This is a genomic window from Mesoterricola sp. JemC181 (genome assembly GCF_055384585.1).
Window position 1 is genome coordinate 3,530,928 of sequence record NZ_AP045076.1, and the last position, 26,732, is coordinate 3,557,659.

A 26,732-nucleotide genomic window follows, 5' to 3' on the forward strand; every position below is an offset into this window, starting at 1 on the left:
CCTCCCCGGGGAGATGGGTCGCGGAGAATGGCCGTCAACCGGGTCGTCCAAGAAGGCACCCCCTGGACGAAGGTCGGCAGGACAGCCGCACGCTTGCGCGAAGAGCCGCTATAGTCGGGTCTGAACAACCGGGAACGGCCTGTCAGGAGGGATGATGTCCTTCAATTTCCGTTTCGATCGAGGGCTGCGGGCATGGGCTTGCGTCCTTCTGAACGTCTTGGCCTTAGCGTTCTCCCACGTTTCCGATGCGGGCCAGCCCGGCCATGCTCCCTACCTGAACCAGCCCGCTCCGGGAAGGACGCCAAAACTGTTCGCGCCCGGCCTCGTGAACACAGGGATGACGACCCGGGACATCACCTTCTCTCCCGACGGAAATGAAGCCTATTTCCGGGTCTCGTCCGAGGGTTTCGTCCACAGCGCCATCGTGGAGGTCCGGCGGACGGCCTCCGGATGGACCGCACCCGAAGTGCCTGAGTTCGCAGCCGATCCACGGTGGAAGACCCTGGAGCCGCACATCAGTCCGGACGGCAAGCGATTCTGGTTCGTGTCGGACCGCCCGGAGGATCCGGAGGCCCAGGCGCCCGCCCCCATGGGGATCTGGGTGATGGAGCGCGGACCCGCAGGGTGGGGAGCGCCCCGGCGCCTCGGGTCCGACATCAACGGTCCCGATGGCAGCTTCTTCCCCACCGCCACCCGCGAGGGCACCTTGTACTTCTGCCGGGATGGAGCGGACGGCAGGGGAAGCATCTGGCGGGCTCGCCGGAGGGGCGGTGGCCTCGAGGCCGCAGAAAGGTTGCCGGACCGTGTCCAGGTCGGCAAGGCCCGCTTCAATCCTTTCATCGCGCCGGACGAGAGTCTGATGATCGTGGCTGCGATGGGCCTCCAGGATTCCGTGGGGGGTCTGGACTACTATGTGCTCTTCCGCAACGCCAAGGACCAGTGGAGCCTGCCCCGGAATCTGGGCCCGATGATCAATCACCCCGGGAACGGCGAGGAAAGCGCCAGCCTCAGCCAGGATGGCACGTACCTCTTCTTCGCCTCGGCCCGGGGCGGGAAGGAGTCGTTCGCCCGGGGCGAGAAGATCACCCTCCGGCGCCTGCAGGACCTGGACCGCCGTCCGGGCGAGAACGGAAGGATGGCCATCTACTGGGTGGAAGCGAGCTTCCTTGACGAACTGAAGAAGGCGGCGGTGTTCCCGATCGGGACAGGAGCAGGGCAACAACAGTAAGGCCCACCTTGTGGGTGGGCCTAAGTGCTGTTCCGACTGGTGGTCCCTCAGGGACTCGAACCCTGGACCCTCTGATTAAGAGATAGAGGGAACTACGGTTAAGAGTGTCCACAGGCATCCAGTGTCATGTCCCAAATGACAGTGTAATTTGATAGTTAACACAATCCAAGAAACAGATGGACAGCTGAGGATTCGGCGGTAGAGTGTCACCATGGTGTCATACAGGGGGACTCTTGAAGAAGAAGATCACTGACAGCATGGTCGAGCGGTTTAAGCCCGGCAGCGGGGTGCTGCGGGTGTGGGACATCACAACTGCCGGATTCGGACTACGGGTCACTCCCAGCGGAGCCAAGAGCTTTATCTTTCAATTCACCAGGGCCGACAAGACGAAGGTCCAGGGCACTATTGGCACCTTCCCAGCCTGGAAGGTAAGCAATGCACGGGAGGAGGCCCGGCGACTCCGCAAACTCCATGAGGACGGCAAGGACGCAAAGGCCGACCTGAAGGATAAGCGAAATCAGAAGACCTTCCAGGCGCTCGTGGATGTCTGGCGGGACGAGGAGAAGCCGAAGCTGCGAGAGCATACCCAGGTCTGCTTCGAGTCCCTGCTCAAGAAAATGGGCAAGGCGATCCCAGGCCTGGAATCCCGGCTTGTTCCCGACCTTGGGCTTGCCGACGTGAAGCGCATCCACAAATCCATCGCTGCAGAGGGGCATACGGTAACGGCGAACCGGGCAGTAACTATGATGGGCAGGCTTATGAACATCGCGGAGCGTGAGGGCTGGAGGCCGAGCGGCAGCAATCCTGTGATCCGCTTCGAGAAGCCGACTGAAGTAGCCAGGGACCGCACCTTGGATGAAAAGGAACTCGCGGCCCTGGGTGATGCCCTGGCTGGCATGGAGGACGAGAAGAAACTGGACACCCTCATTGGTGATGTCTTCCGGTTCCTCCTCCTTAGCGGGCTGCGCAAGGCCGAAGCCCTGAACCTCCGATGGGAGGACATCGACATGGATGGCGGCACCATGACCTTCAAAGTCCACAAGACGAGCAAGAAGGCCGGGAAGAAGGAACTGCCGCTCAACTCCCACCTCAAGGAGATCCTGAACCGCAGGGGCAAAGACAAGCTTTCGAGCTTCGTCTTCCCCGGATACTTTCGTCGATTGAAGCTAAAAGACAAGGATGGCGCCAGCAAAAAGGAAACCAAGGGTCCCACCACCGGTCCCCTGTCCAGTCCAAAAAGCGCATGGGCAAAGGTAGTGCAACGGGCTGCCCTTGGAGAGTGGCAAGGCAAGGGCGATAAGAAGGAGTTCGTAGCCGACTGCGTGATCCACGATCTCCGCCGCACCTTCAACTCTACATGCGCAGAGTTGGGATACCCTCCCCAGGTGTTCGACACTCTGCTGGGGCACAAGCTTCCGGGTGTCACGGGAACCTACACCCACATGAGCGCCAGAGGCATCCTGGCTGAAGCCAGTCAATCCACAGCTGACTGGCTCTCTGCAGCGTTGGCAGGGAAGCACCCAAAAACCGGTGAGAAGGTCATCACCAAGGAATCAAAGAAAGCCTAACCCGGATGGTGAGCAAGGATTACGGCCACCTCGCTCCAACCACTATTGTCGATTCCATCCGTGCATCCGCTGCGAACAGGCACCCTGGGCAGCCGTGAGTGAGATGAATATCGCCCGCTCCCAAAAGCACCGTTCAACCCTCAATTTCGACCGTTCGGGGAAAATTTGGGGTGATTGAACGAGCTGTGTGTAGCATTAAGAAACGACAAAAGTTCGGTTGACAATTATTGATCAGACGAAGGGGGTACGAAATGCCACGATTTGGCACGTTTTGTCTCGCTAGAGTCCTTAAGGCAGGCAACGCCCGGGCTGAGCAAGTTGCAATGGCCATTGAAAACCCAGCGATCCTGACCTTGGGCCAGGCAAAGTGGACAATCCTGGATGGGCAATCCTTTTTATCAACCGAAGGAATTGCTTACTTTTATGGCAGACTGGCAAAATACAGACCTGAAGCAGATCTTAGCGTTGTAAATGAAGCTGAAAAGGCAGAAGAAAACAAAAATGAAAAGAATCTACTTTCTGCTTCAAGTCCATTCGTATATATTCCTAAATTTGCAGGTATTGCCTTTCTGCATGTTCCAAATCAAATTGAAAGAACAAAGTTTTTCAGAATATTCCCTCAAATTTATCAAGCAACAACAAATGAAATATTAAATTCGATCGAGCTAGAATTCATTAATGACCTTCGGCAATTTTACATTAAAATTAAAGCATTGGACAAAATCATTTCAATAAAATCAAAAGTATATCCACCGAATCCGCTATTTGGTATTCTTTGGAAACCGCTTCGAGACTATTTGATAAATAGGAATTCGTCTTCCCTAAACATAAATGAAAACGGCAAAGAGAATGGAATTAATTCTGATTTACATTTAATGGTTGAAGCGATTATAAATGAAGCTCTAGATGGTTTAATCGCTACGGGTTTTTCAGCGTCTTTGACCGATGCCTCAATCATTATGGCAGCAGATGGTTATGGCCACGGTACAGTCACTGGCATGGAAGGGGAACAGGTTGTTCCGGTTCATACTTCTGATACGGTTCACGGTTTCAAAATGAGAACCGACGCAGAACCTGACGTAATCTTTGGTACAGCCTTGGCCTTGTTTAAGCGGATTGAGCAAGAACGGCATATGGAGCATCCATAATGACCAGTAAAGCAATTACAAACAGAATCATACTCATTATATTTGGTATATTTATATCATTTGAATTTCTAATAATTGCTACTTGCACCGCATTACTCTTTATGGGCTATCTCAAATTCAGAGCTATAGGATGGATTCTTGTAAGCGAAAAAGAACTAGCTAAATATATAACAGCAATTCCGTTATCGGTTCTTCTATTTGTTGGAAAATCGGGAAAGGAAATATTGCTTCCCAAGGGTGAAAGTCTTCCAGAAAGCATTAAATCATGGGACCAGTATATTTCTATTGTTGATTTTATTATTATTGGCCTTTTTTGGGCCGTTGTAAATCTCGCTGTCACTGCAACTGTTCTTCTTGCACCAACCATCATCCATTGCGGAAGACTGGCTGTCATAGTGATTTCATCAGCGATTTTAGCAATTTATCAAGCTTACAACTTCTATAAAGAAGAGATACGTTTCAAATCCTTCATTCTGTCCTCGGCAAACCGGCAATAATGTCGCATATAATTAATTATTTAGTCACTTGCAGCTCCAGCTGTAACATGAACCCCCATTGGGCCCCAGCCACTAGGGCAGCAGCCGATATGCAATCAATGAAAACATCACCAGGATCAAAGTTGGCAACCAAATAATCCAGCGGCGCAGATCGAACATTTTGAAAAAGTCCGACATGCCGGGAGTCTGAATGTTGGTAGATATGCCGGTGGCGGGAAGCCTCGGAATCTCGCCTACGAGGATTTCGTTCACACATTTTTCGATCTCAAGGGACTTCTCGATGAATTTGTACTGGACCTGTCGGATCGACACTTCCACGAGTAGGCAGGTCACCACCAGCACAATTGCAACAATGATGACTTCCTTGGCATGGGAGGTATAGGCATAGGCGGTCATGGCGGACCATACGGAGATGGCCCAGGTCTTGACCTTCCAGGCGGATTCGCCATTGCTCTTCGCAAGGTTCTGCATGCATTCCCAGGACTTGAGAAGAACGGTAGATTGTTCCTGGTCGCTCATGAACCGATCCTCCCAAGGATCTCCGCCAATTGTTTGGATTCCTGCGATCCTGCAAAGATACTGTGGAAGGCCAGCTTCAGGCATAGATCACGCAGGTTCCCGATGAAGACGGAGTTGAGCACTTGGGCCGTATCCACATAGCGCTTATCCAAGAACACTTCATACTCACGTAATACCTCAACCAGGCATCGGATCACCATTCCATCCTCATGGGCGAGTGCTTTGCGATCAATGCCACTCAGCAGCTGCCGCGCCCCCATCGAATTTCTGGGGCGCTCCTCTGTGAAATGTAGGGTGACCTGTTCCGTGATGGTGTCCACGTGCTGCTGAATTTGTTTGCGGTTTTTCCTCATGAAGGTCATGGGGTCGTCAGAACCGACATAGTCACGAAATAGGGCCGCTAGAACTGGAAGCATGGATTTATCGACAAGCATTGCAAGCCTCCTGTGCCATTCGATAGGCGTTGTGTAGGACCGCTGAGCACGTGGGTTCGTCCGCCGGGCTGAAGGGCAAGTCCACATCCAGTTCCCGGACAGAATAGTTGTAAAAAGCGGAGAGGTCTTGAACCATCAGTGGAATCCCAAGATGTTGAGCCAACCGAGGTAAGCACCGATGTTTGTTGAATTCGTAGATGCCATGGTGGGCCAGGGTAAAGATCGCCAGGTTCTTGAGCTCCGTGTGGGCGTGGACTAAGGGCATCAGGAAAGTCCTTCCGAAAATTTCAACCCGGTCCATCACCGCCAGCCGCCCCCGGATCTGTTCCAGTTCAATCTGAAACACCCGCTGTACTTCGAATCCCTTTCGCAGCCGCTCCCAAGAGTCGGCTGGTCCGGACAACCGAATTCCGTCCCGGAAAACGTGGTGCAGAAAGAGGCTGCCGTTCTCATAGAGCTGAGCAAACGTGGCCTCGTCGAAGTCAACGACATTGATCAACCGCTCTGGCACGCCCGCAGGAACGTGATCTCTCATTGGAAGGGCATCATCGCCGATCCTGACGAAATCCCAATCAGAATCGGACCGGGCCTCGCTGACAGCTCGTGATCCGATTAAAAATAACCAAGCCATGGCCGATGCACTTTCCAGAAATATCCAACTGAGGGTGGGGGGATTAGGGATCTATCGTAATGAGGCCCAGCGAAGAGCCAATCAATCAGTTTGAGGTTCGGGGCTGAGTCCTAAAATGGCCGGCTTGGGGAGGAAGAAAGGTTGAGTTGCGGGGCCACGAGTGCAGGAGCATTGTGCGACTCCATCTTCGAGGAAGTTGAGGGCTACCTTAATCTGTATCGTCCTTAATTTGCGGAGTTTCAGGAGTTAGGCGAGCCACTTGTTGATAGATATTCTGGATTAGCTGATTTGCCGAGGCACCATGGTGAAACTGCCGGTGACAGTTTGGGCAAAGTGCCACGGCATTTTCGGGAGTGTCGGAGCCATCATACGCGAGTTGGCATACATGATGAACCTCTAAATAGATGCGGCCCCTTTTGTCTTTGAAAGGCCCCTCCTTTCCACAAGCTTCGCATTGCCCCTTCGCGAGGTCCAAGATATATGCGCGAACTCCAGGATCTCGCTCAATAACCATCCCTTCAGAAGCTGATCGCCGGCCAGGCCTTTTCTGCCCCTTGGGTGGGCTTGCCCAGGAACGCCCTCGGATTTTATCCGTCTCACTTTCCAATTCGGCTGCGTCTGCTGTTGGACGAAACTCAACCCAGGGGATAAGGTCAAATTGAATCACATTTCTTTCATTGCCTGTCTTGTCCATTCCTCGGGTGAGGTGGTCCGTTTGGTAATGGAATCGACCCATATACTCCACCGGCCTGTACTTTCCTAGGGCCTTGAAAAGATGAAGTTCTTTGCTGTTTTTCGAATGCTCAAGGATGGCAAGATTACCCCCTTGCATTTCCATGTCACCTTCTTGCCCCTCACCTGCGAGGGTGAACACGGACTGATCTTCATTCCAATGATCAAGGTAGCCAAATTGATTTCCTGAATCACCCGTGAAAAGAAAAATATAAGGCCATTCTGCAGGGGTAGAGATCCCACCCTGTTCCTGCCCATTGAATTTTTTATGAATATCCTTCTTACGGTTGTATGTCTTACCAATAACGAATTCAGCCAAAGGTGCAGTCTTGGGAATGACGGTGAACCCTTCCTTGCGGAGAATTCGAAAACAAGTGCTGCCTTCTCCTCCTGAAAAGTCCTCGGGTTGGAGCACTCGGCCTAGCGCGTACTGTCCAGCAAGGCCGAGAATTGCCTTGGGAGGGAATGTTGCACCTTCATGGATGAGGTCGTAGCCGATCGAAGCCACAAATTCGTGGGGTTTGCCGTTCTGGAAATCTTGAAGGGCCTGCAGAAGATGCGAGCGCTTGATCGTGTTTAGCACTTTCGCAGAAACCCTCCTTGAGGCGGTAGGCTTTGTAGGCATGTGGGCCCTCGATTTGTTATTGAATATTCAATTCTATCGAGGTCGTACTGGTTCTCCAGGGAAACTTAGGCTCCGGCAATCTTGAGGGGGATCAGGATGGCGTCGCCACCTTGAGGGTCACCTTCATGCTGCAGAGCAATTCCGGATCTTCAACTTATCGCTAGACTCGATGACGGCCTGAATCACCATCCCAAGGGCAAGGCGCCCTCTCTCAATCATTGGGCGACCCGAGATCAAGCGGCTCCCGGATGGGTTCACGACCGCCAAATACGGCATGGTCTTCCCCCAGAGCTATGCCACGGACTCGCGGATCAATGAGGCCAGCCTTTTGAAACCCCATAACATCGATGCAATAAAGAAGGTCATCCACGGGCGCCCGAACACCGGCGCGGGGATCTTCGTGTCGTGTACGGTCTTACGGAGCCCCTGGAGCAGGGCGGCGCTGGGCTTACGCCACCACCGGACTTGGTCAGTGGATCGGAAAGCGGAGAGCCAGGCCGGAGCGGCATTAGGCCCGGGGCGAGGGCCACGTTCTCTTGGACGCGGGGGGTCCCCAGGCCTCGTCCCCAACGCCATGGGCATCTCCTGCAACTTCGCCCAGGATGGGGATCTTGACCCGCTCAGTGCCTCATTTCAGAGGCCCAACCCCTCCTTGGACTGGAGGACCCCATGGACTGCGTGGGAGACAGCTCCAATGAAGGCTGGGAACTGCTAATTACTTAACATCGACGAAACCGAGATTCCCTTGCTTTCCAAGAAAAGTGTATGATGAGGGTTGCATGAGGAGTCGCCCATCGTGGGCGCGGCAACCGACCAAGATGGCACGGTGCCCAGGACCACAAGGTCCCATGCGCAGGAATCAACCTGAAATGGAGGACGCGATGAGTGCTTACGTGCCGAGCTTGGCCTTCTCCAGTGGAATGCCACTTCACGAGGCAACCACTGTTGAAATTTTGGTCATTTCCGCTACTGGGAGGGACTAACCATGAAGCGTTCAGAGTTCAGCCTCACCCCCACGTTCTGCGACCGGGCCAAGGGCAACGGCAAGAGCCAGAAGCTGTGGGATCGGCAGGTCCCTGGTCTCTGCCTGCTGATCACCCCCGCCGGGTTCAAGAGCTTCTACTACGTTGGGACCCGGGACAAGAAGCAGACCTGGGTCAACCTCGGCCAGTATTGCAAGCCGAAGAAGGGCGACGAACTCGAGGTGATGAGCCTGGACGCTGCCCGATACGAGGCCCAGCGGCTCCGCAAGCTGTTCCGTGAAGGCAAGGACATTCGCTCCATCGTCCGCAAAGAGCGCAGCCCCAAGTCCATCCAGGACCTTTACGAGAAGTTCGTCCTCGACCTGGAATACACCTCCCGCACGAAGAAGGCGAAGGCCGACTTCACCAGCTGGATGACCCGGCACATACTCCCCGCCATCGGCACCCGGCTCGTCAACGACATCAAGCTCGAGCAGGTGAAGGACCTCTACCGCACGATTTGCGAGAAGGGCACCGAAGAGAAGACCCTTGTCCCCACCGCCATAAACTGCGTCCGTACCCTGGGTAGGCTCCTCAACTTCGCGCAGACTATCGAATGGCGTGGCCCTGGCCCGAACCCATGCGAGGTCATCAAGGGCATTGAGTAGCTGAAAGACAAACTCGGACCGAAGGAATGTTTGAAACGGTTCATCCCTCCGTACAAACCCGAGTCCCGCGCCACAGTGGCTGCCAAGGCCCCCATACGAAAGACGGATATCAAATGACCACAGATGATTCAACAGGGAAACCTGGCGATGTGGCAGCGGTCAGCAGCAGGAGAATCGACCAGTTTCAGAAATGGTTATCGGATGCGAAGGAGACCGGCCTGAGGGTGCATCCTGGTCTTACACCAGAGGAGTATGACGAGATGGTGAGGTTCCATGGATTCTAAGGCTGCCTGCAACAAGCCCTTACTGACTCCTTCCAAAACCGAAGGCGAGGTGGGCCAGCGGACCCTACTGCATGCCCAGGACGGCTCCTGGACTACCTCAAGGCCAAGATCCCGAAGAAGGAGATCTAGAAGGCGCAAATCCGACAACTCCATGCCACCGGACAGACTCTCTTCCAGTTAGCCCCAACCTTCTACTCCTCCGTCGAACGCACCGTCCCCGACCCCTCCGGCACAGCAAAGAAATACGGGGCAGTAAACCCCAAGCAGGCCGAGTCCTGGCTGGAGGAGATGCCGGGCAAGACACAGATGTCATCTTCAACCATGAGTTCCAGGGGAGGATCAATGCCCTCACAGATCGAATTTCTGCGCGGCCTGCTGGAGCGGCAGACAGCGAAGTATGGACCGGACGCCTCCATCGTGAAGGATTTGCAGGAGCAGCTGTGCGCCATGGAATCAGCCTCCGCGAGGTTCGGGAAGGGGCAGGCCTCGGTTCCGAACCCGGTTCAGTTCTAAGTCGCGATGCAAGGGCGTTCTCCCAAGGCAAAGTGGCCCCGACAGGCAACCACTTGGCACCGCATTGAATGATATGGATGGATAGATTCATGGCCAAGGATCTCGAGAAGCCCAGCGAGACGCCCACCTTCCAGCAGAAGGAGGCGAAGCAGTATCGCAATCAGGAAGCGATGGAGGCCTGCATGAAGGCGCACCCTGGTCTTACCGAAGATGAGTTCAAGGAAATGGCGGAGAACTTAGGATTCTAGGTGCCCCCGTCCATGAACCTGGATCTTCGACACCGCTCAGCCTTCGAAAAGCTTGGAAAGGGGCAGGCCTCGACTCCGAACCCGGTGCAGTTACAGGTCGTGATGCAGGGCCGCACTCCAAAAGCCAAGTGGCGCAGACCTTCAACCCCTCATCCGAGAGGGCACCTCCCAAAACCCGAGGAGACCACCTCTATGGAGACCATGGCCAACCCACGTGGTCCTCAGAACTGGAAGTCATGGCCCGGTTCGGCAGGAGCCGGTCGGGCTTGGACTGGCAAGCAGGACAACCGCATCGCCCGAATGCAATATTGCAGCTGACTCCAGCATGGGTTTGAAGGTCCACGAGAAAGCACTAGCCCAGCCCAAGCGGTCCTGAGGCTTGAAGCCCACCTGGGGCGGCGTGGAGGCGGCTCACCAGAAGAGAAGGCCAGCCCTCTTGGCTACTTCAAATTCAATCCGGCATCGACTGCGCAATGGATCAGGCGCAACTTCCACCCGGGGAAGAAAAGCCTGGGCCACTCTCATCGATTGAGTCTTCGGTAGTGGTCCGGTTCACCCTCAGTGTCAAGAATCAGTGTGGCCATCTCCCACAGTCTGCCATTGCCGACGCCATCCGCGCAGTTACCCCCTCCACGTCGCTACGGATCGCCTTCGATGCTGACACCACCAAGGTAGCTTGGGTCACGACACCAGTGGTGACCAACGGCGACCGCTTCAACCAAGTGGACATCGGCCTGCAATTCGCCCAAGGCTGGGTGGCGGGAGCCCGGCTCCAGGGAATCGTCGCAGGCAAAGGCCACGCCACTGGGGCCGTCGTACCCAACCTGGGGGGCGGAATCATCGCGAAGATCGCCCTCACCCTGGTGCCTGGGGCCTCCGCCGGAAGCGTATATCTCAAGGACAGCGGCATGGGCAACCTCATGGGCAAGTCGGGCCCGCCCGCCCTACCGGTCACCATCGCCGTTGGCACCCTGACCCTCAACTGAAGTCAACCTGACCTGCCGCCCAAACCGACTCAAACATCACCGAATCCGTTCGTCGGTAGTCCCGCAGACGAGATCCTCAAGAGTCATAACCTTGCCCTTCTCCTCCGCGTGGATGTCTGCAGGCACAAGCTTGTTCAACAAGGTCGCAAATGTGCGCGGGTCGGTCTCACCCAGCTTGACCAGCCATGCCTTGCCGCCAAGTTCGATGAAGGCGTCCTCGATGGCCTTCTTCACGGTGCCAGTGACTCGATTGGGAACACCCTTCTTCCGACCCTTCCCAGCGTTGGGTGGGAGGCGTTTGCCAGTAGAAGTCATTATTTTGCTGACCATCATTAGCTCCTTAGGCCGGTCCACCCCGGCAAGTGTGGATTGTTTAAGACGGGTCCTGCATGCTCAATCAGGGTTTTGCAGAACTTCATGAAATCACCTCAAGGCCTACCTTGAGGGCGATGTAATATGCCCTACTACGCTTCTTGCACGAAAGGACGAAGGGCAGGCCAGCCTTAATGCCCTGAATCGCATTGAACTGCTTTGCTTTTCCTGGAACCTGCAGATCAATTTTCATCGCTGTCCTCCTCCATCGGAATGGGACCAGCCCAGTCAAGTTCCTGTTCAGCTATCTGTGTTCCAGTTATAGGTTCCCCCTGGTAGGCAGAAGCAGAAGCAGAAGCAGGTATCGTAACTTGTTGCCCATCCGAGTAACGCATTACTCCTGAAGGTAACGCGTTACCTTTCCTCTCTCGGGACTCCCGCATGGCTCTTGCCTTGCTCCCAGCCTTCTCTTGCAGCCGATTGCGGTAAATCTCATAGTTCAAGATCCTCCAGCCACCGTTGAAAGCTTCAATCCGCCGCCCCTCATTGTCTGGAGTGCGGCTGTCAGGGTCAGTGGATGAAAGTCGATCAATTGCTTGGCGCATCTCGGGGAGAGTGACTCGGGCTAGGTTGGCAAATCCGGGGATCGAACCATCGACAACGCCGTGGGCATCACAAGATGCGAGCATGGCTATCCATACAATGCGGGTAGCGTTGTCCTCGCACCATACCGAGGAGGTAACGATGGAAGAGAAGAGTTTCGAATATCCGCCCATTACACTGCTCCTGGATGTTGTTGGGTTGACCACACGTCCGCCCAGTCGGATTCAGGTGAAGGGGGAATCTGAACTTCAACGTCGATGCCTTTGATGCGGAGCTTTTTCCCAAGGTCGAATGCCGCAGCTTGGCCGGTCATGGAAAGGTCGTTGTCGCCGAAGATTACTACCGACCGGACACCCTCCGGAGGTTGCCAGTCCAAGAGGGTATTGGCGCTGATGGCAGACCAGACCGGCAGATTGAACAACTTCCCAGCACAGATGGCAGTTTCCAGACCTTCGGCAATTCCAAGACGTTCCGCACACATCCCCAGCCTTATGGCCGAACCAGCCAGGGGCAGAGGGGATGGCATCATCATGCGCACGGGGTCAACCGGGGCCTTGGTGCCGTCCCGATTCAAAAATGTTCGATGGACACTAGCACCGACCCCGTTGGCATAGCGCAATATTGCCAATAGCGCAGGGAAGGTCAGCCCACTCACACTGTGTTTGAGCCCGGCATGGTGGCGTAGATCACCCAGGATGCAGCCTGGATGGCCGCAACGCTGGTTCAAGTATTCCCATGAGACTGAACCCGGAACGACACGATCTGCGTGTTCCAGGAGTCGACGTAGGGCCTTCGCCTTGTCCTTCGTCGAACGTTCCGGCTTCGATTCATCTGCACGAACGCGACCGAGGAGGGAATCCACTTCACAAGCAGCCCTGGCGAATCCCCAGGAACGAAGATTCATCACGAAATCTATTCCCTTACCTGCCCCGCAGCCGGAACAGAAATAACTGCCGCTCCCGTTTTTGTCGTCGAACCGATACCGGTCCTTCCCGCCGCAGAAGGGACAACCCTGGTGCCTGTCTTCAAGGTACCTGGGATCCACGCCAAGCAAGGTGAGTATTTCCTTCCAGCATCCCCGGGCAGCATCCGTCGTTTTCTCATCCCTCATGACACCCTCCGATGCGCGAAGGCAATGTTCAGGCTTCGGATCTTGTTCAGAGTGTTCCGCGAGGGATTCACGATCGGCGCGGTTTCAACCTGGAATTCCCGCGGAGGCCAGGTGCCAGTGATGTCCTTGAACAGGGCGCAAACCCGCTTGCGCTGCTTCTCCGGGGCAGTGTTGGCTTTAACGTAGGTCGCCAACTGGGCGTATAGGTCCGTCTGGTCATGTGCCAGCGTCTTCCCGTTCAGTTTGATTTCATGCATTTCGCCGGGGAGGTGTTCCACAAGGGACTTGGGCACTGACTCGAAGCCACAACCCACGCAACGCCTGCCCACGGGAGTGTATCCGCATTTCGGGCAGGCCCTGGGTTCGCGTTCCTTGTCCTTCCTGATTTCAAGGTCCAGCTTTTCGCCAGCGTCCAGCTTTTCCAAGCCTTCGAAATAGACCCGGCTATAGTCATCGGCGAATCTAATGATGTTGCCGCTAAAGTCCAGCAGCAAGCACTCAGCCTTGCCGGTCTCCGGGCTGGAGCGGAGGCCGCGTCCCCACATCTGGATCGCGGTGGAGAGGCTCTTGCGGAGGGGCCGACAGTCGCAGATGCACGCGACGTCCTTCTGATCGAAACCCTTGGCCAGGGCCTCCACGCTGACGAGAACCTGGAGGGCCCCGCAAGAGAAGTTCGCCAGGAGCTGGGCGCGCTCCTCGTCCGGGGTATCGGCGCAGAAGGTAGCCGCGGCGATCCCAACTTCATTGAATTGGCGGGTCATCTCCGTGCAGTGGCGGATGGTAGCGCCGAAGATGATGGTCTTGAGCCCGCGCGCCAAGCGCTGCCACTCGGAGATCACATCTCCGACGATGACCAGTTCGCGCTCCTCGGCAGCGCGGTCCGTCCATTCTCCGCCAGATGTCTCCGCCCCGGTCATGTCCGGCTTGCGGCAGGAGAAGATCCGCATGGGGACCAGGATCCCCTGCTTGGTCAAGTCGTGGAGAGTGGCGGCGTTGATGAGCTTGGTGAATATCCCGCCCAGCCCCTTGGAGAAGGGGGTGGCGCTGAGACCGATCACCATGGCGGTGCATTCCGGGCTCATCACATAGTCCACCCAGGTCTTGTACTGGGTGTGAGCCTCATCGATGACCAGGACGTCGGTTTCTGGCCAGCCGCGACGCATAAGGGTCTGGCAGGAGGCGATCTGGAATTTGCGGGACAGGTCCATCATAGGGTTATTGGCCTGGATGATTCCGTGGTTCCCCAGGCCCAGGTCCCTGGCCACGTTGGAGGTTTGGGCGATGAGGGTCTTCCGGTCGCAGACGAAGATAGCCCGGCGGCCCTTCTTCATGGTCTCGTTGATGACGTTCATGGCCAGGATGGTTTTGCCGGCTCCGGTGGGAGCCATGACCATGATCCGCCTTTGGCCCTCGCGGGCCGCCTGCCGCAGGGCCTCATGGGCATTGGCCTGGAAGTCCCGCAGAGGCGGAAAGGTCCCTTCAAAGGGGTTCACATGACCTCCTCGAAGGTGGTGATGATCTCCTCTTCCTCGGTCGAAGGGGGAGCGCCCGCCTTAGTGAGGAGCTGGATCTTGCGCAAGGCGGACTTGAGTCGCCGCGTGAGTTCGGCGTTCTCATCCATTAGCCCGTTGTTCCGGGACTGGGTGACCCGGGCCAGTTCGCTCGCTCGGTGGACTTCCATCTGATATGCCGCTCGAAGATCATCGGCATCCAGAATCCTGGCCATGCTCTCGTTGTCGGCCTGGGCACCTTGGAGGAGGTCTGCCATCTCGGCCAACCGTTCCTTGAGTTCGGCGACCTCAACCTCCAGGTCGGCGATACGTTCGTCACGGCTGTCGTGCTTGGATTTCGGCTTGGGTTTCGGCCTGGGAGTCCGCTCTGCCTGGGTCTCGTTGTAGGCAGCGTTGATGGTCTTTTCGCCTGCGAGCACCGCCTGCTTCACCTCGTCAGCTGCATGATCCAGAACAGTACGGGTCCTCTCGACCTTGCGAGGGGAGATACCCAGCAATTCGGCGGTTGCCGAGCTCGTGCGGGCTGCACCGTGTGCGCCATCTGGCGCAATCGGTTGGAATCTTCCCACTTCCCTCGGCTGACCTTCTGCCCTGGTCCTACGTACATCCAACGTTTCGATACATCGGAAGAGTTCAGCATCGGAGAGGTTTCGGCGGTTGACTTGGGCCTCTATGGCAAAGGTCAAGGCTTCGTCCTCGCTCTCGAAGGCCAGGTGGGCACACTCCACTTCAATGAGGTTGGCCTTTATGGCGGCGGCAAGGCGGGTGTGGCCGTCCACCACAACTCCATTCCAGACGGCGATGGGGTATACCTTAAGGAAGCCATCGGCCCGCATGGACTCGGCCAGGGTTTCCACCGCGACCTGGTTGACCGGGAACAAGTCGGAGAAGGGCGGCCTAGTCTCCAAGTCCTTCGGCTTGATCTGGTAGAGGCTGACTTCAGTCATGGACAAGCCCCCCTCGCTGGATCAGGAAATCGGGGAGCCAGGTCGGGATCAGCCGATGGCAAGCCATGCGAACAATTAGGCGCTTGACGAATGAGCGAAGGCTATAGACATGCCTCAGGTTGTGGGCGTTCGTGGCGCAAGGGGCCTCACACATCAGGCTTGCCTCCTCGAAGGGGCCAGGGCATCGGCGTCCTCACGCGCAATCAACCTCATGCCACGCACTTGCGTGTAGGGCAGAGTGCCGTCCTTCATTAGGTTGTAGACGGTGGATCGAGCGAAGCCGTACTGGGCCACCACATCGTTCACGCGCAACTTGACCTGTTGAGTGCGTCGAGAAGCTTCTGCCATCAGCTCCCTGATTTCCGCTTGCAGTTCCTCTGCGAGGGCGTTCTTGACCGTTTCAGCCACGTGCATTGGTACCTCCTTGCGGTCCAGTTCCGTGTTTTTCTGTACGTCAGTCAATGCCCCCAAGTATTTTTATTTTCACCAGATGCGTCAGGAGTCGTGTGACAGAATTGAATCCAGACCGGTTACCAGCTCCCGGCATTGAGCAAGGAGAAGAAGGTCGACGTGAACAGGAAGAACCGCTACAAGGCGAGGGCGATGACAAGGTCGGAATATGTCCATCCCACCCGAGAAGGGTTGGATCCCTCCGCCGCAACCGCAACCATATCCGGCGCGGAGACACTTGGGAACGGTAGGCGCTCAACAGGAGGTCGTAGGGGGGGGGTCCGGAATGAGCCTACCGTCCACCCATTTCCACACCCAACCAAGACCGTAAATTTCGCAATGGGGTGTCACCTGGGTGTCATACAACAGTAAGGCCCACCTTGTGGGTGGGCCTAAGTGCTGTTCCGACTGGTGGTCCCTCAGGGACTCGAACCCTGGACCCTCTGATTAAGAGTCAGATGCTCTAACCAGCTGAGCTAAGGAACCGACTCGGAAGTTCTAGTTTACCCGCCATGGTGCGGAACGCAAGGAAAATTCAAACGGGAAAAGCGCCCTGGCAGTGCGGGCGGGCGAGGATCCGGAGGCAACCGGGGGCGGGACCCGCTAAGCTTTTTCCATGCGCGTCGCTCTGGTTTCTGACATCCATGGGAACCTGCCGGCCCTCGAGGCGGTGGTCCGGGACCTGGAAGGACGCGGGGTGGACCGGGTGGTGAACCTGGGGGACTCCGTTTCGGGGCCGCTGTTGCCGCTGGAGACGGCGCGGTTCCTCATGGGGACGGGGTGGCTGCACCTGGCGGGGAACCACGAGCGGCAGGTGCTCGAAGGGGGGGCGATGGGCGCGTCCGACGCCTATGCCCACGGCAGGCTGGGCGAGGCCGAGTTCGCCTGGCTGCGGAGCCTGCCGGGCACCGGGCGGCTGGGGGAGGCGGTGTTCCTCTGCCACGGGACCCCGGCGTCGGACCTGGTGTACTTCCTGGAGACCGTGGACGGCGGCGGGATCCGGCCGGCGACGGCGGAGGAGGTGGAAGGGAGGCTGGGCTCCGTCGCGGCCCCGGTCATCGCCTGCGGGCATTCCCACACGCCGCGGGTGGCGCGAACGGCGCGGGGGCAGCTCATCGTGAACCCCGGCAGCGTGGGGCTGCAGGCCTTCCACGTGGACGAACCCTACCGCCACTCGGTGGTCAACGGGAGCCCGGAGGCGCGGTACGCGCTGCTGGAGCCGGCCGGGGACGTCTGGGAGGCGCGGCTGCTGAAGGTGGAATACGACGCGGCGCCCATGGCGAGGCTGGCGGCGCTCCGGGGGCGCCCGGACTGGGAGAGGGCCCTGCTGACGGGGTATTAGGGCTTCCCGCAGCAGCGCTTGTATTTCTTCCCGCTGCCGCAGGGGCACGGGGCGTTGAGCGCGGGGGTCGCGGCGTCGCGCGGGTAGCCCTGGCGGGCGATGATCGACTGCAGGGCCTCGGGCGCGAAGGTGGGCAGGTCCTCCACGGGCTCGTCCTCGAATGCGTTGCCGTCGCCGGGCCAGTGGAGTTCCTCCAGGGAGAGCAGGGCGTCCTCGACCAGGTGGTGGGTCAGCAGGAAGCGGCGGCGCTGGTGGGCGTTGTGCTTCGTGAGCGCCTCCTCCAGCTCGCCTTCGTCCACCAGTTCCCGGTCCACCCGCCCCCGGGCGCAGGCGTCCTGGAGGCGCGGGAGGAAGGGGGCGAAGCCCGCGGTCTCCAGGGCGATGACGAGGAAGGCCCAGGCGGTGGGATCCTCGGCGGGGCCCCGGGCCTCGAAGGCGCTGAGAAGGGCGTCGAAGCTCCGCATGAGCCGTTCCTCGGGCAGGTGCCCCTGGAAGGACTGCACCAGGAGGGCGTCCATGGCTGCGCCGCGCACGTAGGGGTCCAGGTCCACGTCGCCGGCGGCGGCCTCCAGCACCTCGGGGGCTCCCAGGCACAGCGACGCGAGGAGGGAGGGCACGCCTTCCGTGAGCAGGTCGCCCAGGAGGGCGTCCTGCTGTTCGGCAGGCAGGCGGAGCATGGCCATGAGCGGGGCCAGGGCCCGGGGCTCCCGGAACTGGGCGAGGAGGTAGAGGGCGTAGAGGTGGGCGTTGGAACCCGCGGCGTCCATGTAGTCCATGGGGTCGGCGGCGGCCTCCTCCAGGATCGTCAGGAGGCCGGGGATGACGGCCGCGGGCTGGTCCATGGCCTCCAGGAGCGCGGCCTCGGGGAGGCCGTCGTAGGGGAGTTCAAGCTCGGCGAGGATGTCCGACGGTGTCATGGCAGGCGCTCCAGTCCCTGCCATGGTAGCGGGAATCCGGCGCGCATCCCTTGGCCGGCCTAGCCGTCCAGCCCGTGGTCCATGTTCATGCCCTTGCGCACCTGCTTCAGGGTGGCGATGCCCTCCTCCCGGGCCCGGGCGATGCCGCGGCGCAGCACGTCCTGCACGTAGGAGGGGTCCTTGGCGTAGCGGGCGCGCCGCTCGCGCATGGGCGCCAGGTGGGCGTTGAGGGCCTCGGTGAGGGCGCCCTTGAGCTTCCCGCCCCCGCCGTCGCCGATGCCCGCCGCGATGGACTCGGGGGCCTCGCCGGTGCAGATGGAGATCAGGCGCAGGAGGTTGGCCACCTCCGGGCGGTTCTGGGGGTCGTAGGCGATGTTGCGGTCGGCGTCGGTCTTGGCGCCCTTGATCACCTTGGCGGTCTCTTCCGCGGTCATCTTGAGCATGATGGTGTTGCCGCGGCTCTTGCTCATCTTCTGGCCGTCGGTGCCCAGCACCAGGGGGATGTCGGAGAGGAGGGCGTCGGGAATGGGGAAGACCGGCGCGTCCGCGGCGAAGCGGTCGTTGAAGCGCCGCGCGATCTTGCGGGTGAGCTCCAGGTGGGGCAGCTGGTCCCGGCCCACGGGCACGACGTTGCCCTTGCAGAAGAGGATGTCGGCGGCCTGGTGGATGGGGTAGGTGTACATGAGGGCGTTCACCTGCTTGAGGCCCGCGGCCTTGATCTCCTCCTTGACGGTGGGGTTGCGGTCCAGCTCGGCGGTGGTGACCAGGTTCATGAAGGGCAGCAGCAGCTGGTTCAGCTCGGGGATGTGGCTGTGGCTGAAGAAGAAGGTGCGGCCGTTCTCGGGGTCCAGGCCCGAGGCCAGGTAGTCCAGGATCACTTCGCGGACGTTGGCGCCCACGTTCTCGGCGCTGTCCCGGTCCGTGAGCACCTGGTAGTCGGCGATGACGATGAAGGTGGTGGCGCCCAGCTCCTGGATGCGCACCCGGTTGGCCAGGGTGCCGAAGAGGTGCCCGATGTGGAGCGGCCCCGTGGGGCGCTCGCCGGTGAGGACCCGGTACTTGGAGGGGTGCTTCGGGAGGTCCTCCCAGATGGCCTGGCTGCGCCTCGAGGCCTCCAGGAAGGTGGCGGACTCGCCCTCCACGTCTTCGGCGTTGGTGATGAATTTCTCTTCCATTCGGGCTCCGGTGGGGGCTCAGGCTCCGAGCAGGAGCCGGGCCAGGGGGGTGATGTACAGGACGTCCGCGACGTAGAAGAAGGGACTGAGGATCGTCGTGATCACCACCGGCAGCACCAGGAAGCACACCAGGAGGACGATGGTGATGGTGGGCTGGATGCGGTCGAAGGTGGGCAGCGTGTGGTGGGGGAGGAAGCCGCGCAGGATGCCCGCGCCGTCCAGGGGCCCGAAGGGCAGCAGGTTGAAGATGGCCAGGCCGATGTTGATCCAGACCAGGCGCCCCAGGAGCGTGATGGCCAGCGCCGTGCCGGTGCCCATGCCGGGCACCTGCATGAACCGCTCCACGGGAATCTGCATGGAGGCGAAGAACCAGTTCAGGCGGATGGAGGGGTTCTCGGGCCCCACCACGCGGATCAGGACCGCCAGGATCACCAGGAACACCAGGGACTGGACCATGTTGGAGGCGGGCCCGGCGGCGGCGACCATGGCGTACCCCACCCGCATGGGGTACTTCCGGGTGAGCCGGCCCGGGTTCACCGGCACCGGCTTGGCCCAGCCCAGCACCCGGATGCCCGAGATCATGCCCAGCAGCGGCAGGATGAGGGTCCCCAGCGGGTCGATGTGGGCCAGCGGGTTCAGGGTCATGCGGCCCAGCCGGGCGGCCGTGTCGTCCTCGAGGTAGTAGGCCGCCGCGGCGTGGGCGGCCTCGTGGACGCTCAGGGCGAACAGGATGGCCACGTACGAGACGAGGATCGTGGCGATGTGGATGTTGTCGAACAAGGGTCCCCCAGGACCCCCATCATACCGTCAGATGACGATCGTCTCCTTCACCAGATCCCCTTCCCGGAACCGGCTCCACCGCAGGGGCGCGAGATCGATGCTGCGGTAGCCCCCGGTCATGACCAGCTCGGCCAGGCCGATGCCCACGGCGGGGCTCTCCATGGCGCCGTGGCCGCTGTAGCCCACCTGCAGGAGCAGGCCGGGGTGGTTGGCGTGCCAGCCCAGGATGGCGTTGTGGTCGGGGCCGGTGGTGTCGTAGAGGCTGGCCCAGCCGCTCTTGAGCTTGCAGGTGGCGGTGGGGGGCATGCGCTCCTGCATGACCAGGTTGATCTCCTCCACGTAGTAGTCGGGCTCGAAGGTGGTGTCCAGGCTGTCGGGGGTGTCGGCCTTGGCCTTGCCGATGAGGAGGTTCCCGCTCTCGTACTTGAAGTAGATCCCCTGGTCGATGATGGTGAGGGGGATGTCCTGCCAGCGCGGGTCCTGGTCGGGGAAGTCGGTGAGGAACATCATGCGCTTCTGGGCCACGATGGGCATGAGATCCTCATCGGGGCACCCGGACCGCTTCAGGAGGCCGTTGGTCCAGGGACCCGAGCACAGGGCCACCAGGCCCGCCTCCAGCGTCTCCTGGCCCCCGGGGCCCGTGATGCGCAGGCCCGTGGCCCTGCCCGCGGCGTCGAAGGTGAGGGCCTCCACCTCGGTGCGCAGCTCCAGCTGGGCCTTGCCCGGGTGGTCCTTGAGGGCCCGCTCGAAGTAGCCCACCGCGGCCTGGCTGGGGTCGAAGCTCCCGCAGTCCCTGCCGAACACGGCCCCGGCGATGGGCTCCATCTCGAGGTACTCGCGCACGTCGGGGTCCACGGCGTCCACCGAGCAGCGCAGGCCGGGGATCATGGCCTCCACCTGGGCGGGGGTGAAGAGCTCGAAGTCCACGCCGTTGGCCTTCCAGATTTCGGCGGCGGCCGGGATGCGGCTCCAGGCGTCCTGGTAGTAGGTGAAGAGGTAGCCGCTCTGGCGGAACCCGATGCCCACGCCCATCTCGTCCTGGAAGGACTTGAGGATCCCGATGCTGCGGGTGCAGAGCTGCTGGTTGATGGGGGTGGTCCACAGGTTGCGGAAACCCCCCGCCGAATACGCGGAAGCGCCCGTGGAAACGGCATCCCCCCGGTCCACCACCAGGATCGACCCCGTGAAGCCCTGCTTCAGGAGGTTGTACACGAACGAGCCCCCGCCGATCCCGGCGCCCACGACCACCACATCGAATCTACGCAACTTACCCTCCGGACAGGAGAGTATGGCCGGAGTGGCACCCCTTCGTCCAAGGTCGCAGGTCACAAGTAACCCGTGTGAAAGGGCCCCCCTCCCGGCTATCCTGGGACGTTCAACGTACCCCGGAGCCCGAAATGTACCTGAAGGACAATCCCCCCTCAGTGTCGAGCCATGGAAGGACGGTCATCGGGTTCAACTGGATCGGCGGCCGCGAGGTGGAGGGCGACCTGCCCTCCTTCGATTCCAGGTCCCCCATCGACACCCGGGACACGGTCGGCATCTTCCCCGAGTGCGGGGAACGGGACGTGGAGAAGGCCGCCAAGGCCGCCGCCGCCGCCTTCCCGGCCTGGAGCCGCATGCCGGCGCCGCTGCGGGGCGCCCTGGTCGGGCGCATCGGCGAGGCCCTGGCCCGCCACAAGGAGAAGCTGGCCGCGGTGATCACCCGCGAGGTGGGCAAGCCCATCCGCGAGGCCCGGGGCGAAGTGCAGGAGACCATCGACCTCTGTCACTACCTCCAGGGCGAGGGCCGGCGCCAGCTGGGCCAGGTCATCCCCTCGGAGCTGCCCGAGCGCGCCATCACCGTCCACCGGCGCCCCCTGGGCGTGGTGGCCGTCATGGCCGGCGGGATCTTCCCCCTGTCCACCCCCGCGGCCCGGATCATCCCGGCCATCCTGTGCGGGAACACGGTCGTCTGGAAGGCCTCCGAGGACGCCCCCACCATCGCCTACCTCTTCGCGCGGTGCATGATGGACTCGGGCCTCCCCCCCGGGGTGGTGAACATCCTGAACGGCAAGGGGCGCACGGGGTGCGGCAAGCACGTGGTGGCGGGCCTGGACAAGGGCTTCTACCAGAAGTTCTGCTTCTCCGGCGGCACCACCGTGGGCCGGCTCATCGCCGAGGCCGCGGGCCGCAACCTGACGGTGCCCAGCCTGGAGCTCAGCGGCAAGAACCCCATGGTGGTCATGCCCGACTGCGACCTGGCCAACGCCGTGCGCGGGGCCCTGTGGGGCGCCTTCGGCACCGCCGGCCAGCGCCGCACCTCGGTGGGCAACATCATCATCCACAAGGACATCTACGCCAGGTTCAAGGAGGACTTCCTGGCCGCGGTGGCGGACCTGGAGCTGGGCAACCCCATCAGCAACCCCGACGTCTTCTTCGGGCCCATGATCAACGCCCGCTTCGCCAAGGCCTTCGAGGACCACTGGCACGGCGGCCTCGAGGAGGGCGGGACCCTGCTCTGCGGCGGCGCGAAGTGGACCGAGGAGAACCGCACGGCCAAGGTGCACGGCCCCCTCGCCAAGGGCCACTTCATGCAGCCCTGCGTGTGGGAGGGCGTCACCCCGAAGATGAAGCTGTTCCAGACCGAGATCCTCGGCCCCACCGTGAACCTCTGCCAGGTGGAGAGCTTCGACCAGGCCCTGGAGTGGGCCAACGCCACGCCCTACGGCCTGAGCAGCGCCATCTACACCGCCGACCACGCCCTGGCGCAGCGGTTCGCGCGGGAGATCCGCGCGGGCCTGACGTCGATCAACAACTCCACCACCGGCACCGAGGTCCACGTGCCCTACGGCGGCATGGGATGGAGCGGCAACGGCACCCGCGAGGCGGGCCCCTCGGCCCTGGACGCCTACTGCCGGTGGCACGCCGTGAACGAGGACGCGTCAGGGGACCTGCAGCTGGCCCAGATCCACACCGACTACGCCATCAAGCACACCTACGAGGCGAGTCACTGGGAGAAGCTCTAGGAGCCTGTCTACGTAATAGGAGGCCCCGCGACGGCGCCCAGAAGCGTGATTATCGAGCGCAAGGCCCGCAGGAGGATTAGGTCAATCCTTCAAGGGACTTGCACACGATAAGCGCGCTTCCGGGCGCCGCCCTTCGGGTGATGGCAGCGGGGCCAGCAACTCTGCGTCAGGCTCGTCAACCGCAGTCCCGCTGAGGCTTTCCTCGCCTTCCTTGATTTGCTAGCCCCGGTGCCATCATCGCGGGGCCTCCTATTACGTAGACAGGCTCCTAGTTCTGGAAGCGCCGGGGCCTTCTCGCCGCCGCCTTGGCCGCGGTGCGGGCCTGGGCGCGGGCCTCCTCCGCCGCCGTGCCGTGGCGCCAGAGCGCCGGACAGGCCTTCTGGAAGTCCACGGCCCAGAGGAGGCGCCGCCGGTGCCGGTCGCGGCCCAGGCGCCAGCGGCCAGGGTCCCTGAACTGGAACCACGGGAGCCGGGCGGACTCGAGACGTTTCAGGGCGCGGGGCATGGGCATGGCGGACCTCCTGGAAGGAAGCGGCGGGGTGGGATGAGGCGGTGCGGGCGGGGGAAGGGTCCTGGAGCGGGTCTCGGTTATGAATTTAATTAACTACTAATTCATGTCAACTCCCCATTATTGAAATTTTTTCAAGCTGAAGTCGCCAGGACACCCGATGAACCGGACAGGCCGCATCTCCATTCAATGAACCCATCATTCATGTTCCATGCGTTAAGCTGGAGCCATGCGATCCCTCCCCGCCCTGCTCTGTCTCGCCGTGCCCGTTCTTGCGGCGGCTCCCCAGATCCGCGTGGGGCTGGACACCCAGGCCCTGGAGTGGATCGTCAGCCTGGAAGGCGGCGGCGAGGTGCGCAGCCTGGAGGGCCGGCGCATCCTCAAGGTGGCCGAGGGCGAGAAGCTGAGGATCTGGTGGGACAGCCGCGGCGAGGCCGATCCCACCGACGAGTACCGGGTGCAGGTGGGCACCGCCATGAACCTGGCCGACGCCACGGCCGTCATGAAGAAGCTGGCCACCCTGGGCGAGCGTCCCGACCGGGTGGAGGTGCCCGACGGCGGCACCTGGCGCGTGCTCACGGGCCGCTTCGAGAGCGCCAGGGAGGCCGAACCCATCCTCGAGAAGCTGGCCGCCCAGGGCTACGACGAGCTGTGGGTGTCCACGGAGAAGCGCAAGGGCGCGCCCAGGAAGGCGCGGGCCCTCTACGCGGTCACCGAGCGCTACGAGCGCCTGGCCCTGCCCAACGCGGGCGTCCTGCTGGCGCCCGCCAGGGAGCTCACCACGATCGTGGGCAAGGGCCGCTACCGCGGCGCCATGCGGATCTTCCCCAACGCCCAGGGGCGGCTCTCCGTGGTCAACACCCTCGACCTGGAGACCTACCTGCGGGGCGTGGTGCCCCGGGAGATGGGGGCCTGGGAGTACCCGGCCCTGGAGGCCCTCAAGGCCCAGGCGGTGGCGGCGCGCACCTACGCGTTCGTGAACCTGGGCAAGCGCGCCAAGGACGGTTTCGACCTCCTGGACACCGTGGCGGACCAGGTCTACGGGGGCCGCGACGGCGAGCAGGCCCTCACGGACCGGGCCGTGGCCGAGACCGCCGGCCTCATCGCCACCTACGGCGGAAGGCCCATCCAGGCCCTCTTCATGGCCGACTCGGGCGGGGCCACCATCGACAACACCTTCGTCTTCGGGGACGGCAGCCCCTACCTCAAGGGCGTCTCCAACTACGCGGCCGCGCCCCAGACGATCACCTTCAAGGGCGCCCTGGAGGTGGCCGGCGACACGCCGTGGCTCACCACGGAACTGCTGCGCCTCTGCGCCGCGGGGCTGGTGCCTTCGGCCTTCCTGGACACCGCCCGGATGACCCAGCCCGCGCGGGTGGACGACCTGCGGGCCACCGTGGCCGCCCTGGCGTCGAGGCTGGGCCGGGCCCCCGTGGCCCCGGAGCGGAACATCCTGCTGTGGCTGGCGCGATCCCTGGGCTTCGCGGACGTGGTGGACGGCCAGGAACGCCCCGAGGACGCCCGCTACTTCCTGGGCGATGCGGTCCCCGGCGCCGCGGACCAGCCCCTGGCCTCCTTCCTGGCGCGCCGCGGCATCGCGCCGCCGGCGCTCTGGCGCACCGCCCCCACCCTGGGCCAGGCCCTCCAGGTGCTGGGGCGCCTCTGGCAGGAGCTGGAGCCCGCGGAATTCCTGGAGGGCACCCTGCTGCGCGACGGGCAGGTGCGCGTGAAGAACGGCGGCCCCGGCCCCCTGCCCCTGGCCCCCGCCATCCTGGTGGCGGAGGAGGCCCCCGGCGGGAGCCTGCGCCTCGTGGCCGAGAGCGCGGTGCAGGTGGGCGACCGCGTGCGGTGGACCCCCGTCCCGGGCGGTTCGCCCCTCCTGGTGCGCCGCCTGGACCCCGACGGCACGGCCCTGGACCGCTACAATCCCACCGCCCACTGGAAGGTGGAGATCAAGGAGGCCGACCTCCTGGACCGGCTGCGCACCCGCGCCGGCATCAAGGCGGTTCGCGGCTTCGAGCTCACCCACAACCCCCAGGGCCGGGTCACGGACATGGTCGTGCGCGACGGCCAGAACCGCCCCCACCGCTTCCGGGGCATGCACATCCGGAACCTCCTGGGCCTCAAGGACAACGTCTTCCGCATGACGACCGTGGGCGAAGCGCCCACCCGCCGCTGGGTGATCTACGGCCGCGGCTGGGGCCACGGGGTCGGCATGGACCAGACCGGGGCCTACGGCATGGCGCTGGAGGGGGCCACCTTCGACGGCATCCTGAAGCACTACTACCAGGGGATCCAGATCACGCCCATCGGTGAATGAGGACGGCCCTCCCATGAGCCCCGTCTACAGCCTCGGCCCCTCCCCGGCCTTCCCCGACCCCCGGTTCCCGGATGCCGAGGGCCTGCTGGCGGTGGGCGGGGACCTCTCGGTGCCCCGGCTCCTGGGCGCCTACCGCCTGGGCGTGTTCCCCTGGTACAGCGAGGGCTCCCCCATCCTCTGGTGGTCCCCCCCCAGGCGCGCCATCCTCCTCCCCGGCGACGAGCACCTCTCCCGCAGCACCCGCCGCGCCCTGGCCCGGAACCCCTTCGAGGTGCGCGTCGACACCCGGTTCGCGGAAGTCGTGGAGCACTGCGCCCGGGTGGAGCGCCCCGGCCAGGGCGGCACCTGGATCACCCGGGAGATCCGGGCGGGCTACCTCGCCCTGCACCGCGAGGGCTACGCCCACAGCATCGAGGCCTGGCGCGGCGGGGAGCTGTGCGGCGGCCTCTACGGCGTGTCCCTGGGGGCGGCCTTCTTCGGGGAGAGCATGTTCAGCCTGGAGAGCTACGCCTCCCGGGCGGCCTTCGCCGCCCTGTGCCGCCTGGCCTGGGGCTGGGGCTTCCACCTCATCGACGGCCAGGTGCCCAACGCCAACCTGGAGGACCTGGGCGCGCGGGTGGTGGACCGGGACGCCTTCCTGGCGCTCCTGGCCCAGGCCCTGCGGGTTCCCACGCGGCGGGGGCCGTGGACCTCCGAAGGATGATC

The 26,732-nt window shown here is 61.6% G+C and carries 28 protein-coding genes, 1 tRNA gene and 1 riboswitch; of the genes, 12 read left to right on the forward strand and 17 right to left on the reverse strand.

The features are described 5' to 3' along the window. Positions 1 to 154: 154 nt before the first annotated feature. The 4 genes from ACZ5MC_RS15585 to ACZ5MC_RS15600 all read left to right on the forward strand — a co-directional run bounded on the left by ACZ5MC_RS15585 (position 155) and on the right by ACZ5MC_RS15600 (position 4,441). Positions 155 to 1,228 carry a hypothetical protein gene (locus tag ACZ5MC_RS15585; protein ID WP_464516215.1) on the forward strand — a complete coding sequence of 358 codons (1,074 nt, stop codon included), beginning with the start codon at positions 155 to 157 and terminating at the stop codon, positions 1,226 to 1,228. 233 nt (positions 1,229 to 1,461) lie between these two features. Continuing rightward, a complete protein-coding gene (locus ACZ5MC_RS15590; RefSeq protein ID WP_464516216.1) occupies positions 1,462 to 2,796 on the forward strand; it encodes a tyrosine-type recombinase/integrase in 1,335 nt (444 codons plus the stop codon). Positions 2,797 to 3,047: 251 nt separating this feature from the next. Beyond that, the gene (locus tag ACZ5MC_RS15595) at positions 3,048 to 3,944 is read left to right on the forward strand and encodes a hypothetical protein (RefSeq protein WP_464516217.1); all 897 of its coding nucleotides are present in this window, start codon (positions 3,048 to 3,050) and stop codon (positions 3,942 to 3,944) included. Further along, positions 3,944 to 4,441, forward strand: coding sequence for a hypothetical protein (locus ACZ5MC_RS15600; protein WP_464516218.1), 498 nt, complete (start codon positions 3,944 to 3,946; stop codon positions 4,439 to 4,441). Before ACZ5MC_RS15595 ends, ACZ5MC_RS15600 begins: the two co-directional genes overlap by 1 nt. Positions 4,442 to 4,513: 72 nt before the next feature. On the opposite strand, the gene ACZ5MC_RS15605 is transcribed toward ACZ5MC_RS15600, so the two are convergent. The 4 genes from ACZ5MC_RS15605 to ACZ5MC_RS15620 form a co-directional block, all read right to left on the reverse strand. Continuing rightward, entirely contained in the window at positions 4,514 to 4,960 is a 447-nt protein-coding gene (locus ACZ5MC_RS15605; protein WP_464516219.1) for a hypothetical protein, read from the reverse strand. Then, on the reverse strand, positions 4,957 to 5,394 hold the full coding sequence (locus ACZ5MC_RS15610) for a hypothetical protein (protein ID WP_464516220.1): 438 nt from the start codon (positions 5,392 to 5,394) through the stop codon (positions 4,957 to 4,959). The genes ACZ5MC_RS15605 and ACZ5MC_RS15610 overlap by 4 nt, the downstream gene beginning before the upstream one ends. Beyond that, positions 5,381 to 6,025, reverse strand: a complete 645-nt coding sequence (locus ACZ5MC_RS15615) for a nucleotidyltransferase domain-containing protein (protein ID WP_464516221.1) — start codon at positions 6,023 to 6,025, stop codon at positions 5,381 to 5,383. Before ACZ5MC_RS15615 ends, ACZ5MC_RS15610 begins: the two co-directional genes overlap by 14 nt. 208 nt (positions 6,026 to 6,233) lie before the next feature. Next, the gene (locus tag ACZ5MC_RS15620; protein ID WP_464516222.1) at positions 6,234 to 7,340 is read right to left on the reverse strand and encodes an HNH endonuclease; all 1,107 of its coding nucleotides are present in this window, start codon (positions 7,338 to 7,340) and stop codon (positions 6,234 to 6,236) included. A gap of 814 nt (positions 7,341 to 8,154) precedes the next feature. Next, positions 8,155 to 8,265: riboswitch (SAM-I-IV-variant riboswitch) on the forward strand. A 102-nt stretch (positions 8,266 to 8,367) separates the two neighbouring features. Here ACZ5MC_RS15620 and ACZ5MC_RS15625 point away from each other — a divergent pair. The 4 genes from ACZ5MC_RS15625 (at position 8,368) to ACZ5MC_RS15640 (ending at position 11,043) form a co-directional block, all read left to right on the forward strand. Continuing rightward, positions 8,368 to 9,012: an integrase arm-type DNA-binding domain-containing protein gene (locus ACZ5MC_RS15625; RefSeq protein ID WP_464516223.1), complete on the forward strand. Its 645-nt coding sequence runs from the start codon at positions 8,368 to 8,370 to the stop codon at positions 9,010 to 9,012. A gap of 626 nt (positions 9,013 to 9,638) precedes the next feature. Further along, the gene (locus tag ACZ5MC_RS15630) at positions 9,639 to 9,809 is read left to right on the forward strand and encodes a hypothetical protein (protein ID WP_464516224.1); all 171 of its coding nucleotides are present in this window, start codon (positions 9,639 to 9,641) and stop codon (positions 9,807 to 9,809) included. A gap of 89 nt (positions 9,810 to 9,898) precedes the next feature. After that, positions 9,899 to 10,057 (forward strand): hypothetical protein, encoded by a 159-nt coding sequence (locus ACZ5MC_RS15635; protein WP_464516225.1) that lies wholly within the window; start codon positions 9,899 to 9,901, stop codon positions 10,055 to 10,057. 695 nt (positions 10,058 to 10,752) lie between these two features. After that, complete coding sequence (locus ACZ5MC_RS15640) at positions 10,753 to 11,043, forward strand: hypothetical protein (protein WP_464516226.1); 291 nt, start codon at positions 10,753 to 10,755, stop codon at positions 11,041 to 11,043. Between the two features lie 36 nt (positions 11,044 to 11,079). Here ACZ5MC_RS15640 and ACZ5MC_RS15645 read toward each other — a convergent pair whose 3' ends face one another. The 8 genes from ACZ5MC_RS15645 to ACZ5MC_RS15680 form a co-directional block, all read right to left on the reverse strand. After that, positions 11,080 to 11,373, reverse strand: a complete 294-nt coding sequence (locus ACZ5MC_RS15645; RefSeq protein WP_464516227.1) for a hypothetical protein — start codon at positions 11,371 to 11,373, stop codon at positions 11,080 to 11,082. Positions 11,374 to 11,458: 85 nt separating this feature from the next. Further along, positions 11,459 to 11,608: a hypothetical protein gene (locus ACZ5MC_RS15650; protein WP_464516228.1), complete on the reverse strand. Its 150-nt coding sequence runs from the start codon at positions 11,606 to 11,608 to the stop codon at positions 11,459 to 11,461. Beyond that, positions 11,598 to 12,131 carry a hypothetical protein gene (locus ACZ5MC_RS15655; protein ID WP_464516229.1) on the reverse strand — a complete coding sequence of 178 codons (534 nt, stop codon included), beginning with the start codon at positions 12,129 to 12,131 and terminating at the stop codon, positions 11,598 to 11,600. Before ACZ5MC_RS15655 ends, ACZ5MC_RS15650 begins: the two co-directional genes overlap by 11 nt. Next, entirely contained in the window at positions 12,131 to 13,069 is a 939-nt protein-coding gene (locus ACZ5MC_RS15660; protein ID WP_464516230.1) for a DUF7146 domain-containing protein, read from the reverse strand. Before ACZ5MC_RS15660 ends, ACZ5MC_RS15655 begins: the two co-directional genes overlap by 1 nt. Beyond that, positions 13,066 to 14,562 (reverse strand): DEAD/DEAH box helicase, encoded by a 1,497-nt coding sequence (locus ACZ5MC_RS15665; protein WP_464516231.1) that lies wholly within the window; start codon positions 14,560 to 14,562, stop codon positions 13,066 to 13,068. The genes ACZ5MC_RS15660 and ACZ5MC_RS15665 overlap by 4 nt, the downstream gene beginning before the upstream one ends. Beyond that, entirely contained in the window at positions 14,559 to 15,527 is a 969-nt protein-coding gene (locus ACZ5MC_RS15670) for a hypothetical protein (protein WP_464516232.1), read from the reverse strand. The genes ACZ5MC_RS15665 and ACZ5MC_RS15670 overlap by 4 nt, the downstream gene beginning before the upstream one ends. A gap of 153 nt (positions 15,528 to 15,680) precedes the next feature. Then, positions 15,681 to 15,941 carry a helix-turn-helix domain-containing protein gene (locus tag ACZ5MC_RS15675; RefSeq protein WP_464516233.1) on the reverse strand — a complete coding sequence of 87 codons (261 nt, stop codon included), beginning with the start codon at positions 15,939 to 15,941 and terminating at the stop codon, positions 15,681 to 15,683. Positions 15,942 to 16,386: 445 nt separating this feature from the next. After that, positions 16,387 to 16,463 (reverse strand) — tRNA-Lys (locus ACZ5MC_RS15680). A 130-nt stretch (positions 16,464 to 16,593) separates the two neighbouring features. Here ACZ5MC_RS15680 and ACZ5MC_RS15685 point away from each other — a divergent pair. After that, positions 16,594 to 17,319, forward strand: coding sequence for a metallophosphoesterase family protein (locus ACZ5MC_RS15685; RefSeq protein WP_306601418.1), 726 nt, complete (start codon positions 16,594 to 16,596; stop codon positions 17,317 to 17,319). On the opposite strand, the gene ACZ5MC_RS15690 is transcribed toward ACZ5MC_RS15685, so the two are convergent. From ACZ5MC_RS15690 to ACZ5MC_RS15705, 4 genes are read right to left on the reverse strand one after another with little or no spacing between them, the layout of a single operon-like run. Beyond that, positions 17,316 to 18,236, reverse strand: coding sequence for a DUF1186 domain-containing protein (locus tag ACZ5MC_RS15690; protein ID WP_306601419.1), 921 nt, complete (start codon positions 18,234 to 18,236; stop codon positions 17,316 to 17,318). The genes ACZ5MC_RS15685 and ACZ5MC_RS15690 overlap by 4 nt on opposite strands. A gap of 59 nt (positions 18,237 to 18,295) precedes the next feature. Continuing rightward, entirely contained in the window at positions 18,296 to 19,411 is a 1,116-nt protein-coding gene (trpS, locus tag ACZ5MC_RS15695; protein ID WP_306601420.1) for a tryptophan--tRNA ligase, read from the reverse strand. Between the two features lie 18 nt (positions 19,412 to 19,429). Next, entirely contained in the window at positions 19,430 to 20,191 is a 762-nt protein-coding gene (locus ACZ5MC_RS15700; protein WP_306601421.1) for a site-2 protease family protein, read from the reverse strand. Between the two features lie 27 nt (positions 20,192 to 20,218). After that, positions 20,219 to 21,457 (reverse strand): NAD(P)/FAD-dependent oxidoreductase, encoded by a 1,239-nt coding sequence (locus ACZ5MC_RS15705; RefSeq protein WP_306601422.1) that lies wholly within the window; start codon positions 21,455 to 21,457, stop codon positions 20,219 to 20,221. A gap of 131 nt (positions 21,458 to 21,588) precedes the next feature. On the opposite strand from ACZ5MC_RS15705, the gene ACZ5MC_RS15710 reads away from it, so the two are divergent. Next, on the forward strand, positions 21,589 to 23,199 hold the full coding sequence (locus tag ACZ5MC_RS15710; protein WP_306601423.1) for an aldehyde dehydrogenase family protein: 1,611 nt from the start codon (positions 21,589 to 21,591) through the stop codon (positions 23,197 to 23,199). 268 nt (positions 23,200 to 23,467) lie between these two features. Here ACZ5MC_RS15710 and ACZ5MC_RS15715 read toward each other — a convergent pair whose 3' ends face one another. Further along, the gene (locus ACZ5MC_RS15715) at positions 23,468 to 23,710 is read right to left on the reverse strand and encodes a hypothetical protein (RefSeq protein ID WP_306601424.1); all 243 of its coding nucleotides are present in this window, start codon (positions 23,708 to 23,710) and stop codon (positions 23,468 to 23,470) included. A gap of 226 nt (positions 23,711 to 23,936) precedes the next feature. Here ACZ5MC_RS15715 and ACZ5MC_RS15720 point away from each other — a divergent pair, with 226 nt between their 5' ends. Together ACZ5MC_RS15720 and aat are read left to right on the forward strand one after the other, a co-directional pair. Beyond that, positions 23,937 to 26,027, forward strand: coding sequence for a SpoIID/LytB domain-containing protein (locus tag ACZ5MC_RS15720; protein WP_306601425.1), 2,091 nt, complete (start codon positions 23,937 to 23,939; stop codon positions 26,025 to 26,027). A 13-nt stretch (positions 26,028 to 26,040) separates the two neighbouring features. Then, positions 26,041 to 26,730, forward strand: coding sequence for a leucyl/phenylalanyl-tRNA--protein transferase (gene aat, locus ACZ5MC_RS15725; protein WP_464516234.1), 690 nt, complete (start codon positions 26,041 to 26,043; stop codon positions 26,728 to 26,730). Positions 26,731 to 26,732 lie beyond the last annotated feature (2 nt).

Excerpts from the sequence above, each read along its gene's own strand:
- ACZ5MC_RS15585 (WP_464516215.1), top strand. The coding sequence starts at position 155 with ATGTCCTTCAATTTCCGTTTCGATCGAGGGCTGCGGGCATGGGCTTGC.
- ACZ5MC_RS15595 (WP_464516217.1), top strand. The coding sequence starts at position 3,048 with ATGCCACGATTTGGCACGTTTTGTCTCGCTAGAGTCCTTAAGGCAGGC.
- ACZ5MC_RS15600 (WP_464516218.1), top strand. The coding sequence starts at position 3,944 with ATGACCAGTAAAGCAATTACAAACAGAATCATACTCATTATATTTGGT.
- ACZ5MC_RS15605 (WP_464516219.1), bottom strand. The coding sequence starts at position 4,960 with ATGAGCGACCAGGAACAATCTACCGTTCTTCTCAAGTCCTGGGAATGC.
- ACZ5MC_RS15610 (WP_464516220.1), bottom strand. The coding sequence starts at position 5,394 with ATGCTTGTCGATAAATCCATGCTTCCAGTTCTAGCGGCCCTATTTCGT.
- ACZ5MC_RS15615 (WP_464516221.1), bottom strand. The coding sequence starts at position 6,025 with ATGGCTTGGTTATTTTTAATCGGATCACGAGCTGTCAGCGAGGCCCGG.
- ACZ5MC_RS15625 (WP_464516223.1), top strand. The coding sequence starts at position 8,368 with ATGAAGCGTTCAGAGTTCAGCCTCACCCCCACGTTCTGCGACCGGGCC.
- ACZ5MC_RS15630 (WP_464516224.1), top strand. The coding sequence starts at position 9,639 with ATGCCCTCACAGATCGAATTTCTGCGCGGCCTGCTGGAGCGGCAGACA.
- ACZ5MC_RS15635 (WP_464516225.1), top strand. The coding sequence starts at position 9,899 with ATGGCCAAGGATCTCGAGAAGCCCAGCGAGACGCCCACCTTCCAGCAG.
- ACZ5MC_RS15645 (WP_464516227.1), bottom strand. The coding sequence starts at position 11,373 with ATGGTCAGCAAAATAATGACTTCTACTGGCAAACGCCTCCCACCCAAC.
- ACZ5MC_RS15650 (WP_464516228.1), bottom strand. The coding sequence starts at position 11,608 with ATGAAAATTGATCTGCAGGTTCCAGGAAAAGCAAAGCAGTTCAATGCG.
- ACZ5MC_RS15655 (WP_464516229.1), bottom strand. The coding sequence starts at position 12,131 with ATGGGCGGATATTCGAAACTCTTCTCTTCCATCGTTACCTCCTCGGTA.
- ACZ5MC_RS15660 (WP_464516230.1), bottom strand. The coding sequence starts at position 13,069 with ATGAGGGATGAGAAAACGACGGATGCTGCCCGGGGATGCTGGAAGGAA.
- ACZ5MC_RS15670 (WP_464516232.1), bottom strand. The coding sequence starts at position 15,527 with ATGACTGAAGTCAGCCTCTACCAGATCAAGCCGAAGGACTTGGAGACT.
- ACZ5MC_RS15675 (WP_464516233.1), bottom strand. The coding sequence starts at position 15,941 with ATGCACGTGGCTGAAACGGTCAAGAACGCCCTCGCAGAGGAACTGCAA.
- ACZ5MC_RS15685 (WP_306601418.1), top strand. The coding sequence starts at position 16,594 with ATGCGCGTCGCTCTGGTTTCTGACATCCATGGGAACCTGCCGGCCCTC.
- ACZ5MC_RS15690 (WP_306601419.1), bottom strand. The coding sequence starts at position 18,236 with ATGACACCGTCGGACATCCTCGCCGAGCTTGAACTCCCCTACGACGGC.
- trpS (WP_306601420.1), bottom strand. The coding sequence starts at position 19,411 with ATGGAAGAGAAATTCATCACCAACGCCGAAGACGTGGAGGGCGAGTCC.
- ACZ5MC_RS15710 (WP_306601423.1), top strand. The coding sequence starts at position 21,589 with ATGTACCTGAAGGACAATCCCCCCTCAGTGTCGAGCCATGGAAGGACG.
- ACZ5MC_RS15715 (WP_306601424.1), bottom strand. The coding sequence starts at position 23,710 with ATGCCCATGCCCCGCGCCCTGAAACGTCTCGAGTCCGCCCGGCTCCCG.
- ACZ5MC_RS15720 (WP_306601425.1), top strand. The coding sequence starts at position 23,937 with ATGCGATCCCTCCCCGCCCTGCTCTGTCTCGCCGTGCCCGTTCTTGCG.
- aat (WP_464516234.1), top strand. The coding sequence starts at position 26,041 with ATGAGCCCCGTCTACAGCCTCGGCCCCTCCCCGGCCTTCCCCGACCCC.